The following is a 12,144-nucleotide window of genomic DNA, read 5'->3' on the forward strand; positions in this document are numbered from 1 at the left end:
GTCGAGGCGGTCCTTGACCTCTTCCCACAGGTTGGCGCCGCGAAGGCTTCGCTCGGCCACCTCGTTGAGCTGCTTCTTGTTGCGAATGCCCTGCAGGCGAAGACCTGCGACGACGTTGTCTCGGATCGACATGGTCGGGAAGGGATTGGGCCGCTGGAACACCATGCCGATCGTCGTACGGACGCTCGTCGGGTTGACCTCTTTGGAGTAGATGTCCTCACCGTCGAGCAGCACACTGCCGACCGCGTATGCGCCGGGGATCTCCTCGTGCATGCGATTGAGCGTGCGCAGCACCGTCGACTTGCCGCAGCCCGACGGACCGATGAACGCGGTGATGCTGCGCGGCGGCACTGCAAGAGTCACTTCCTTCACGGCGTGGAACTTGCTGTAGTAGATATTCAGGTCTTTGATGTCGAGGCGCTTGGCCATGGCATTACTCTCTCGTGCTGTTGATGTACGACGCTGTTGCTGGGCGTGCGGTCTTACCTGGACTTGGGTGCCAGGAACTTCGCGAGCAGCGCTGCGACGATGTTGAGGATGGCGATGATGATGATCAGCGTCAGCGCTGCACCCCAGTAGTAGAACGACGACGCCGGCTGACTCGCCGCCCACATGTCCTTGATGAACAGAGGCAGCGAGTTCATACCGCCCTCGAAGGGGTTGGTCTTGACCAGCGAACTCGCCGGACCCGCGAGGATCAGGACTGGGGCGGTCTCACCCATGATGCGTGCGATGGCGAGGAAGATGCCGCTGAGCATGCCCGACAGCGCGGTCGGGATCACGACACGCATGATCGTCTTCCACTTGGGGATGCCCAGTGCGTACGACGCCTCGCGCAGTTCGTCGGGTACGAGCTTGAGCATCTCCTCCGACGATCGGACGACGATCGGGATCATCAGCAGGATGAGCGCGAGACTGACCATGAAGGCGCTCTGTCCCATCGAGAGTCCGATGACGAACACCGTGAAGATGAACAGCGTCGCGACGATCGACGGCACGCCCGCGAGAATGTCGACCATGAAGCTGACCGGTTTGACCAGCTTCGACGTCGGGTACTCGACCAGGAGAACGGCCGTGAGCACCGCGATCGGGACCGAGATGATCGTGGCGACGAGCGCCTGGATGATCGAACCGACGATCGCGGGCGCGATTCCCGCGCCGTAGTCGGTTGTGGTGTCGACTGCGTAGCCGTCGCCGAACCACCAGTTCGGGTCGGTGATGGCGCTCGCTCCATTCGAGAGCACCGTCCACAGCAACCACACCAGTGGAATGACGCCGAGCGCGAAGCAGATGAAGAAAGCGGCGCGCGCACCGTTGTTGCGGATTCGACGGCTCAGCGAGATCTCGCGGAATGCCGACGGATGTTGTTTGACCGGGCCGCCGCCTGCGCCCTTATCGAGTGCGATGCTCATCCGTTGACCTTTCCGCCTGCGACCGTGCGAGCGACCGCGTTCACCACGAATGTCAGGAGGAACAGCACCAGACCGGCCGCGATGTAGGCGCTCTGGGTGTCCTGGCTACCGACGAACTCGCCGACGTCGCGAGCGATCTTCGACGCGAACGTGTCGCCGCCCTCGAACAGCGACCACTTGAGGCGGCCGACGGCGGCACTCAGGATGATCATGACGGCGATGGTCTCGCCGAGCGCACGTCCGAGCGCCAGCATCGCCGCGGCGATCATGCCGGAGCGTCCGTACGGGAACGAGGTCATCCGGATGACCTCCCACTTCGTCGCACCGAGGGCCAGTGCCGCTTCTTTCTGGCCGGGAGGGGTCTGGCGCAGCACCTCTCGGGTGATCGAGGTGATGATCGGCAGCATCATGATCGCGAGCACGATGCCCGCGGTGAAGATCGTGCCGCCGCCGCTGACTGACGTGCTACCGGCGGAGAAGAGGAAGAACCAGCCGAGCACGCTGTTGAGCCTCTCCGCGAACGGCGCGATCACCGGCGCGAGGACGTAGATGCCCCAGAGACCGAAGATGATCGACGGCACCGCCGCGAGGAGATCGATGACCGCCGCGAGCGGGCGGGCGATCTGCCTCGGCGCGTATTCCACCAGGAACACCGCGATACCGATCGCGATCGGGGTGGCGATGACCAGTGCGAACAGCGAGGTCAGGACCGTCGCGCGGAACAACTCCCAGATACCGAAACGCACCGTGTCGTTGTCGAAGTTCGACGCACTGACGTCCCACTGGGACGAGAAGATGAAGTTGGCGTGATTGGCCAGCATCGCCGGTATGGCATTGACGATCAGCGCAATGCCGATACCGGCGACGAGGACGACCACGAAGAAGCCCGTGCCCCGTGCGAGGTAGGAGAAGAGTCGGTCGCCGAGAGCACCGCGGTGGCTACGCAGGCCCGGGTGGAGCTGCTCCTCGAGTTGCTCCTCGGATTCCGGGGGCAACTGGTCGGGCGATTCGGGAGGCTGCGTGCCGGGTTCGGGCGGGGTCTCCGCCTTCCCCCGGCCCACACCGGTGGTGTCATCCACAGACATAACTCTTATTCGCTTCGGGTCGGTGTTCGTGTGTTACTGAATAGCGTTGATCGACGAAGCCAGCTTCTGCTGGAATTCGCTCGGCAGCGGGATGTAACCCGCGTTGATCAGATCTTGGCCCTGGTTCTGCGGTGCGGACGCCACCGAGAGGAACGTCTTGACACCCTGGCCGACCGAAGTATCTGCATACTTCGAGCACACGATCGAGTATGTTGCCAGAACGATCGGGTAGGCGCCCGCTTCGGTGGGCTTGTAGAACGATTCGGTGTCGATGACCATGTTGTGGTTATCGGGGCCGTTCTTGAGCTTTGCCGCGGCGATGGTCTTGCCACCGGTCTCGGAGTTCAGGGCCACACCGCTCTTGTCCTGGTCGGTGATGATCTTCGCCATCGACAGCTGGTTGGACTGCGCGTATGCCCATTCGACGTAGGCGATCGAGCCGGGGGTCGGCTTCACCGCGGAACCAACGCCGGGGTTGCCCTGCTTGCCTTCGCCGACACCGCCATTGAACGTCTTGCCCGCACCCTTGGTCCAGCCGCCTGCTGCGGTCAGGTACTTCTGGAAGTTGTCGGTGGTCCCCGACTGGTCGGCGCGGTAGATCACGCTGATCGGGGTTGCGGGCAGGGTCTTGCCGGGATTGTCGGCAGCGATCGCCGGGTCATTCCAGGTCTTGGCCTCGCCGCTGAAGATCTTGGAAAGAGTCGGGCCCGACAGCGCGAGATCGTTGACCCCGTCGACGTTGTAGGTCACGGCGATCGGACCGAACACGAGTGGCAGCTGCCATGCTTCCGAGCCGCAACGCTGTGCGGCCTTCTGGATCTCTTCGCCCTTCAGCGGCGAGTCGGAGCCACCGAAGTCGGTGAGATTCTGCGTGAAGTCGGAGACGCCCTGTCCCGAGCCTCCGCCACCGTAGGCGAGCTCGTGACCCGGGCAGGTCTTTGCAAACGAGGTGGAGAAGATCTTCATGGCGTTGGCCTGCGCTGTGGAACCACTCGCCTTGAGCGACTGCTTGCCCTCACACTTGATGTCGGTCACCGCAGATGCGGGGGCTGCACTTGTGCCTCCCTTGTCAGCATTGCTGCTACACGCACCGAGAACGAGGGCGGAGCTGGCGGCCATCACGGCGACAGCGGCTCCTGTACGACTCAATTTCACTTTCTGGTTCCCTCCAGCATCAGAACATGGCAGTCCAGCCAAGCGGCTTTGCCCGGTCGCAATGACAGTAGGGTGCCGTGGTGGACGGTCCGGGCACCGAAAGTGAACGGAAGATGAATTTGGACATGCCGGGGCTTACCATCGAGTTAGGTAAGCCTTTGTTAAAGTCTCCAGGGAGATGAGTAGGACACCCGCTTCCCCCAACACGTCGCGCACCTTCACCGGCGCGGCCATCGACGTGCACCACAGCGGTCATCGGAGCGCCGTCGTGGTCGGTCCACTCGACCTTCCGGGCGCGAGTTGCGCGTCGGACAGACTCATCCGCTTCGCGAAGCGCGGCCCCCATACGCGTATCGGGCTCATCCCCTCCCCGGGTCGCGCGTGGACCTACGCGCCGAACCGCCTCGCCGACGCCGTCCACACCGCACCACCGACCGACGACCCCGTCACATTGCTCGACGTACTCGCGACGCGCCCGCCGCGCCATCTGCGCGTCGTACTCAGCGGCCGCTACCTCGCGATCGACTACGACCACGGCCTCGGCGACACCACCCTGCTCAACACCATCGTCGACGTTCTGCTCGACGAGGAGATTCCCGAAAACACCTCGACGTCGCCCCGGTGGACGTCCACCCGGGCTCTCGCGATCGCGGGTGCAGCTGTGCTGTCGAATCCACGACGACTTCGCGAGTTGGCCCACATGCATCGGTCGCGCGATTACCGAGCACCGCAACCGTCAACCCTGGTACCGGTCGATCCGCCGCGACAGGCGACGAGCGTGTTCGCGCGAACCCCGCGCGACGTCGTCGATTCGATGCGTGCGGCGCGGACGTCGCGCGCGTCCGACGTCGGAATGTTCACGCTGCACACCGTCGCGCTCGTGCGCGCACTGACCGCCGCCGGGCTGCGCGTCAATCCGATGGTCACACTTCCGTTCGACGCGAGGGCCTATCTCCCTCGGTCCGTGGGCACCATGGCGAACTTCGCGGCGGGCCTCGACTTCGTCGTACTCCCCGACACCGCACCCGACGCACTGCAGGCAGAACTGACAGCGGCGTCGTCGATGGGTCGCCCCGTCGCGAATCTCCTCGTGACAGCAGCAAAGTCGAGAGTTGCCGCGAGCACACAGCGCCGAAGGCGGCTGGCGGCGACCGACCAACAGTCGTGGGCGCCCGCAGGCGAGGCGGCGATCGACCTACTGCACTCCTCGGGTGGCGTCGTACCGGGACGTCATCGGCGGTGGAACTTCCTCGACACCGAGAAGGCATTGGTCATCGGCATCGCCGAGCCTCCATCACCCACCGGGATCACCGTCGCGAGTGCATCAGTTGCCGGAAGTCTGTGTCTCACAGCGACGTTCCGCGACGACGTCTTTCCCGCCGACGCTGTGGCAGCCGCCCTCGCGGACGTACCGGCACAGGCGTTGGCGGCGCTCGGAGAGACAATCCCCGCACCGAGGTAGTTAGTCGATCACATCGGGTGACTATGGTTAGCCTTCCCTAATCCTCATGGGTTAGGCTACCGTGGTCCGCTGTCCCGCATGCCGTCCGGAGTCGAAGTTGTCGCACCCGCATCAGCAGTCCGCTTCGCCCACCCTGTCGGCGATCATCTGCTGCTACACCTCCGACCGCGCAGCGCTCCTCACCCGCGCCATCGCCGCGACACGCGCGCAACTCCTCGACGTCGACGAGCTTGTCGTCGTGGTCGATCACAACGACGACCTGCTCACCTCACTGCGAGCGCGGTTCTCCTCCGACCAGTCCGCGGTCACCGTCGTCGCATCAGCGGGGCCGCGAGGACTTTCCGGGGCTCGGAACACCGGCACCCGCGAGGCGCGCGGTGACATCTTGGTCTTCATCGACGACGACGCCGAACCGGTACCCGGATCGTTCGCCGCCGTTCGATCGCGATTCGCCGACGACATCATCAGCGCCCTGGGCGGTGCGGTTGATGCCCAGTGGCTTGCTCCCCGGCCGACATGGTTCCCCGAGGAGTTCGGCTGGGTCGTCGGCTGCGACTATCGCGGTCTACCGGGACACGGTGCGCAGATCCGCAATCCGATCGGAGCGGCGATGGCGGTGCGACGCGATCGACTCGAGGCTGTCGGAGGTTTCTCGACGGCACTCGGTCGGCACGCTGATCTTCCCGCCGGCTGCGAAGAGACGCTCATGGGAATTGCTCTGCGCCAACAGTTCCCGGATTCGACGATCCTGCGCGACACGGATTTCCGTGTCCGGCATGCGGTGTCACCCGATCGCGCCCGGTTCTCCTACTTCGCACGCCGCTGTTACGAGGAGGGCCGCTCCAAGGCGACCCTGTCGCGCCTGACCTCAACCGACACAGCACTTTCCACCGAGCGCGGATACGCGACCCGCACCCTGCCCCTGGGCGCATGGCGTTCACGTCGCCCCCCGACGCGGGTCGCGGCGCTCATCGCGGGTCTGCTCGTCACATGCGCGGGGTTCGGCGCCGGAACGTTGAAATCGATTGGTCGTGGCGCGCCCGCCACCGCCTATGAGTCTCCTCGAGAGGTCCGCACCATCCGATGAAGATCATCCGACTCCTGATCGACCCGCGCATCACGCTGGTCGCCGCGCTCGTCGTGCTCCAGTTCTTCGCCGCGGAATGGGTGGTCTCCGCGACGTGGCGTGGACAGTACTCCTACCAGGCAGACCTGATCGGTCCACTCGGCCTCGAATTCTGTGGCCCACAGGGACGTTCGCCGTGCAGTGCGCTCTACCCGGTGATGAATGTCAGCTTCGTTATCACCGGCCTCGCCATCGCGGTGGTGGCGTCGAGCTGGGCGGTGCGTCGGATTGTCACGCTTCCGCACGCCGGCGCGCTGACCATCGCGGGAGTCGGGCTGGCTGTCACCGGGATCATCACCGAGAAGACCGATTACCAACAGCATTCGGCAGCACTGACCACCTTCTTCGTGCTCGCATCCGTGGGGCTCGCGCTGATCGGATTCTCCGGCTCCACACGGCTGGCGGCCGGGGTCCGTGCGTTCACAGCCCTCGCCGGAACGGTCGCCACCGTCGCATTCATCGCTTACGCAACAGGTTTGACCGGTTGGTTTGGGTCGGGCGGCACCCAGCGACTGATCACCTACCCGATCTTGATCGCCGTCGTCGTGGCTGGAGTGTCGAGCGGTCGGGTCCGCGTTGCCGACGACCACACCTCCGACACCGAACCCGCAATCGCCGGGCCAGAAGTCACACAGCCGGGTCCGGTGACCACCGGATGAAGCTCGCCTCGTGCGCGCTCATCGCAGTTCTCGCCATCTCACTCGCGGCCTGCACCGTCCCGCGCACGGACGCGGAACCTCCCGCACACATGGCCGACGCCGACGTCGTCTCCGACGAATTCGACGGTCCCGCGGGCCCTGTCACGGGTGTGTGGACCGCCGAGACCGGCGGCGGAGGGTGGGGCAACGGCGAACAGCAGGTCTACACCGACAGCACGCGCAACGTGAGGCTCGACGGCAAAGGACATCTACTGATCACCGCGCGACGTGACGGCGATACCATCACGTCTGCCCGCCTCACGACCCGCGGCACGTACTCGCTGCGCTACGGCACGATTTCCGCACGTATCTCGATGCCATCGGGCCAGGGACTTCATCCCGCGTTCTGGCTGCTCGGGGATTCCCTCGAGCAGGTGGGTTGGCCGCGTGCCGGGGAGATCGACGTGATCGAAACCCTCAACACCGCAACCGATTACCACACCGGAATCCACGCGCCGCAGGACTCCAGCACACGCGGACAGACGGTGTCAGCATCCGGTCCGGCACCCTTCGAACTCGCCAACACGTTTCGCACGTACTGGATGCGCAAGACACCGGGGCGCATCGTCACCGGAATCGACGACCGGGAACTGTTCTCGGTCACACCGGCCGACCTCGCGTCCGACGCCCAATGGGTGTTCGACGCACCTTTCCATGTTCTGCTCAACGTCGCCGTCGGAGGCGATTGGCCCGGCCCCGCGTCGGACGACACCACTTTCCCCGCCACGATGACTGTCGATTGGATTCGGGTGAACACAACCGAACGGAGCCCCAGCACATGACCGAACTATTCACGGCGCCAATCGAACTGCGCCCGGTCATGCCCGCGATCGGAGGACCCGAGTGGCCCGGTGCGACCTGGGTGGGTCAACTCGACACCGCCGAACTCGACCTCGCGGACCGCTCGGCCGAGGCCACCGTCACCTGCCGCCCTCTCGGCGCCGACGGGTATACGCGCGCGCGACTGCTCATTCGCGAATCCGGTGTGCCGGTGCGCTTCACGGAATCACCGCTCGAGAACGGGCTCGCCACCGTCACCATCCCTCCGTGCGACGAGACACGCGACAACGACGATGCGCCGAGCAGGCCGGTGTCGGTCGTCGTGTGCACCCGAGAGCGCCCCGAGCACCTGCGTTCGGCGTTGGCGTCACTGACGCTGCTCGACCATCCCGACCTCGAGATCATCGTCGTCGACAACGCGCCTGCGACAGACGCAACAGCGCGGGTCGTCGACGAATGCGACGACCCCCGCGTGCGGCTGGTGACAGAACCGACGCCCGGCCTCTCGACAGCACGAAACACCGGACTGCTGGCCGCATCTCACGAGATCGTGGCGTTCACCGACGACGATGTCGTCGTCGACCAGCGGTGGATCACAGGGCTGCTGGCAGGTTTCGCGCGCGCTGACGACGTCGCATGCGTATGCGGACTGGTACCGAGCGGCGAACTGCGGACGCCCGCACAGGCGTACTTCGACTGGCGCGTCTCCTGGGCCGCCAACATCGTCGCGCGGCGCTACTCGCTGCTCGATCCCCCCGACGACGTCCCGCTGTTCCCCTACCAGGTCGGGATCTACGGCACCGGAGCGAATTTCGCGGTCGATCGGGATCACATCGTGCGCCTCGGCGGATTCGACGAGGCGCTCGGCGCGGGAACCACGACGATGGGCGGCGAGGATCTCGACATCTTCCTGCGTGTGCTGCAGGCCGGGTACAGCCTGGTGTCCGAGCCGTCGGCAATCGTGTGGCACCGTCACCGCAGCGACAACGAGTCTCTGCTCTCCCAAGCGCGCGGCTACGGAGCTGGACTCGGCGCGGTACTGACCAAGATCGCGTTCGACAGCGCGCACCGTCGACTCGCGTTCTCCGTGCTCCGCAAACGTTTCCGTGCCGTGTCACGCGCTTCGGTTGCGTACGGCGGTGTCTGCCGTCCACCCGATCACGTGCTCGTCGACATCTCGGCGTCGGTCGGTCGGGTCGAGGTGTTCTCGGTCCTGCGCGGTCCGTTGGCCCTCGCCCGCGGGCGGCGAGCAGGTCGCCAGGCCACCCCGCTGTATGCGGCACGTCACCGCCGTGTCGACAAGTCGGGTGCGATCCGATGACAACGGGCGCACCGACCCACACCGCGAAGGACAACGCGCCATCGCCGACCTCGGAGCCCCCCAGCGTTGACCCGCAACGAGTCACGTATCGGCTCGCCGACGCCGCGCTCGTCGCGGCGGTATGCGGACTTATGGGACTCATCCCGCTGCCCTCTCCCGTGCGCGCAGTGCTCGTCGCAGCATTCGTATTCGTCGGGCCCGGTGCCGCGATCACCACGTGGGTACACCTCCCCCGCAGACTCCTGCCAGCTGCCGCCGTCACGCTCAGTATGTCGGCCACGACGATCGTGGCCATCGGTGCGATGTGGTCATATCGATGGAATCCGACGGGCATCCTCGTCGTCGGCGCTCTCGCCGTGGCGGCCAGCAGCATCTACTGGTACGTGCGGGCACGGTCGTTTCCACCGGTACGTGCGTGGCCTGCCGATATCGCCGCCCGCGTACGAATGTCGCTGGGCAGCATCGGCATCGACATATCGCTGGTCTTCCTCGCAATCGCACTGATCCTGTGGATCGTCGCGCTCAGCATCGGGTTGCCCGGCGTCGACGCGAGCTTCTTCGGCCTGCTGTTCTCCGGCGCCGGAGCTCTTCTCATCCCGGCCGTCGTCCTCGTCGCCGTCGCGTTCGTGATCGCGATCGCCCGACGGCGCGTCTCGGTTGCCACGGCCGCCCTGCTCACGCTGATCATCGTCGAGCGCGGCACCACCTGGCTCGGAACCGAAGTGCCGCTGTATGAATGGACGTACAAGCACATCGCCGTCGTGCGCTACGTGCTGGCACACGACCTCATTCAGCCCAATGGCACCGACATCTACGCGCAGTGGCCGGCGTTCTTCGTCACCACGGCCTGGTTCTCCGATGTCACCGGCCTCGACCCGATGACCCTGGCGCACGTCTTCGCGCCCGTGATTCACCTGCTGATCGCGATCATCGTTTACTCCGCGGCCCGAACGATCGGATCGTCGACTCGAGTGGCGATCACGGCGGCCTTCTGCGTGGAGATGGTGAACTGGGTTGCCCAGGACTACTTCTCGCCGCAGGCCTGGACCCTGGTCATCGCCTACGGACTCCTCGCCATGCTGATCGCCTCACGGCATCACCGGCAGGCCGGCATTCTGGCCATCATCCCGTTCGCCGCGATCGTCCCCACACATCAACTCACACCGTTCTGGGCGCTTGCGGCGGCAGTAGCGCTCGTCATCTTCCGTCAGGCGCGCCCGTGGTGGGCGGTCGCGGCGATGATCGGTATCGCGGGTGCGTACCTGGCGCTCAACTTCGAAGCCGTTGCCCCGTACGGAATTCTGTCCGGCGGCAATCCGGTCAGCAACGCAACCAGCAACGTGACCGCTGCCGGAGTGCCCGCGAAGGAGATCACGTCGCTCGTATGTCGAGCGCTGTCGGCAGGCGTGCTGCTGCTCGCCGCACTCTCCGCAGTGGTGGGCTGGAAACACAAGCGGCCGTATGTGATCGCGTGTGCGATCGTCGCCTTCTCGCCTCTCGCGCTGCTGCTCGGCCAGAGCTACGGCGGCGAGGCGATCTTCCGCGTGTACCTGTACTCGCTGTTCGGCTGCGGACTGCTCGTCGCACCGCATATCGTTGCGGCTCTTGACGGTTTCGGTGCCGGTAGACGTCGCGCCCTCGTCGCATGGGCTGGCGCACTCGCCGTCGTCGCTGCGGCGCTGGCAGGCGCCTACTCGTATTTCGCGCTGTGGCCGACCGTGGTCGAGACCAGGGCGCAGGTCGAGGCGATCGACCGCATCACCGCCGACGCACCTCCCGGCACGCGGATCATCATGCTGTACGGGGCGGGACTGCCTGCACGCATCAACGACAACTACGCGCCGTTGACACTTGCCAATCCGTATTTCGACTATCCACTCTCCTACGAATTGGCCGACACGCGAGGCACTTTCCCGACAGCCGAACAACTCGGTTGGCTCGAGTGGAAGGTCGGCGAGACCGACAAGCCGACGATCGTCGCGTTCACCACGCAATCGCGACGGGTCATCGAGTACTACGGCGAATACCGCCCCGGAGCACCGGCCGAGTTCGAGCAGATCATGCGCGAGACCCCCGGCTGGCGAACGATCTACGAGAATCCCGACACCCTTGTGCTGGAACATGATCCGAAGGCGGCGCCGCGCTAGACGCCGCACGAGAACACCGAGAGCACGAGAAAACGGGGCGTTCCGCGGAACGCCCCGTTTTTGTTCGGGTGAAGCGATGTTGTGCTTGGGTCAGGCCGAGTCGGCAACCTGCGCGCGGGTGATCGCACGGTGGGTCCGACGCTCGTACCCGATCGTGCGGAGCACCCGGAAACCGTCGCTGAACGCATTGAGGTTGCTGCGCCCGTGGATTCGGCAACTCTCGTGGGAGCCGACCTCCTTGATCGACAGGCCACTGCGTGCCATCCGCACATTGATGACGGTCTCGATCTCGAAGCCGTCTCCCCACTGGGCTTCTGCCAGCGTGGTGTCCGGCAGATCGAGAACAGCTACGTGATGACGCCAGAAAGCGTTGTAGCCGTAGCAGAGATCGGCAAAGGTGGTGTGGAAGATCCGGTTGACGAGAAAGTTCAGACCCTTGTTTCCCAGACGGCGGAACGTCGTGATGTCGTCACTGCCACCGCCATGGGAGAACCTGCTCCCCTTGGCCAAATCGGCTCCGCTGACGAGAGTTTCGACGAATCGAGGGATCTCGGCCGGGTCGGTCGAGCCGTCGGCGTCGATCATCACGATGATGTCGCACGTCGCGGCCGCGAAACCACATGCCAGTGCGTTGCCCTTGCCCGCGCGGGTCTGCGGAATGATCACCGCATCGGGCCAGAGCCTGCGCGCCACATCCATGGTGTCGTCGACCGAGTTCCCGTCGACGACGACGATCTCATCGACCGTGGGCATACGTTCGGCGACGTACGGCAGGTTCAGCGCCTCGTTGCGAGCGGGAATCACCACCGTCACGGTCGGCTCCCGCGACGCTTCCGAGCCGTCGCCATCAGGCGTTCCCGGCTCGAATTCGTGTTCAAACTCGGTCATTTCGTCGTCTACCGCGCGCGGAGTCTCCCCGTTGAACGTGTCGGTCACCGATCTCCCCTTCGTATGAGGT

At 65.1% G+C, this 12,144-nt stretch carries 11 protein-coding genes; 6 read left to right on the forward strand and 5 right to left on the reverse strand.

Annotated features, from left to right (window positions below; genetic code table 11):
* The 4 genes from B3T59_RS16495 to pstS all read right to left on the reverse strand — a co-directional run.
* On the reverse strand, positions 1-429 hold a 429-nt coding region (locus B3T59_RS16495; protein WP_287004347.1), incomplete at its 3' end, for a phosphate ABC transporter ATP-binding protein.
* 53 nt (positions 430-482) lie between these two features.
* The gene (pstA, locus tag B3T59_RS16500; protein WP_005204269.1) at positions 483-1,412 is read right to left on the reverse strand and encodes a phosphate ABC transporter permease PstA; all 930 of its coding nucleotides are present in this window, start codon (positions 1,410-1,412) and stop codon (positions 483-485) included.
* Positions 1,409-2,497, reverse strand: coding sequence for a phosphate ABC transporter permease subunit PstC (gene pstC, locus B3T59_RS16505; RefSeq protein ID WP_287004348.1), 1,089 nt, complete (start codon positions 2,495-2,497; stop codon positions 1,409-1,411). Before pstC ends, pstA begins: the two co-directional genes overlap by 4 nt.
* 33 nt (positions 2,498-2,530) lie before the next feature.
* Entirely contained in the window at positions 2,531-3,652 is a 1,122-nt protein-coding gene (pstS, locus tag B3T59_RS16510) for a phosphate ABC transporter substrate-binding protein PstS (protein WP_287004349.1), read from the reverse strand.
* 178 nt (positions 3,653-3,830) lie between these two features.
* Between pstS and B3T59_RS16515 the strand changes: the two genes are divergently transcribed.
* From B3T59_RS16515 to B3T59_RS16540, 6 genes are all read left to right on the forward strand, one after another.
* Positions 3,831-5,114, forward strand: a complete 1,284-nt coding sequence (locus tag B3T59_RS16515; RefSeq protein ID WP_287004350.1) for a hypothetical protein — start codon at positions 3,831-3,833, stop codon at positions 5,112-5,114.
* Positions 5,115-5,211: 97 nt separating this feature from the next.
* Positions 5,212-6,201: a glycosyltransferase family 2 protein gene (locus tag B3T59_RS16520; protein ID WP_287004351.1), complete on the forward strand. Its 990-nt coding sequence runs from the start codon at positions 5,212-5,214 to the stop codon at positions 6,199-6,201.
* Positions 6,198-6,899, forward strand: coding sequence for a DUF998 domain-containing protein (locus tag B3T59_RS16525; RefSeq protein WP_287004352.1), 702 nt, complete (start codon positions 6,198-6,200; stop codon positions 6,897-6,899). The genes B3T59_RS16520 and B3T59_RS16525 overlap by 4 nt, the downstream gene beginning before the upstream one ends.
* Positions 6,896-7,720 carry a glycoside hydrolase family 16 protein gene (locus B3T59_RS16530; protein WP_287004353.1) on the forward strand — a complete coding sequence of 275 codons (825 nt, stop codon included), beginning with the start codon at positions 6,896-6,898 and terminating at the stop codon, positions 7,718-7,720. The genes B3T59_RS16525 and B3T59_RS16530 overlap by 4 nt, the downstream gene beginning before the upstream one ends.
* A complete protein-coding gene (locus B3T59_RS16535; RefSeq protein ID WP_287004355.1) occupies positions 7,717-9,039 on the forward strand; it encodes a glycosyltransferase family 2 protein in 1,323 nt (440 codons plus the stop codon). Before B3T59_RS16530 ends, B3T59_RS16535 begins: the two co-directional genes overlap by 4 nt.
* Positions 9,036-11,186: a hypothetical protein gene (locus B3T59_RS16540; RefSeq protein WP_376782645.1), complete on the forward strand. Its 2,151-nt coding sequence runs from the start codon at positions 9,036-9,038 to the stop codon at positions 11,184-11,186. Before B3T59_RS16535 ends, B3T59_RS16540 begins: the two co-directional genes overlap by 4 nt.
* A 90-nt stretch (positions 11,187-11,276) precedes the next feature.
* Here B3T59_RS16540 and B3T59_RS16545 read toward each other — a convergent pair whose 3' ends face one another.
* A complete protein-coding gene (locus B3T59_RS16545) occupies positions 11,277-12,122 on the reverse strand; it encodes a glycosyltransferase family 2 protein (protein WP_287004357.1) in 846 nt (281 codons plus the stop codon).
* Positions 12,123-12,144: the final 22 nt, after the last annotated feature.

Origin of the sequence: Gordonia sp. UBA7860 (assembly GCF_002500165.1) — a bacterium.
GTDB lineage: Bacteria > Actinomycetota > Actinomycetes > Mycobacteriales > Mycobacteriaceae > Gordonia > Gordonia sputi.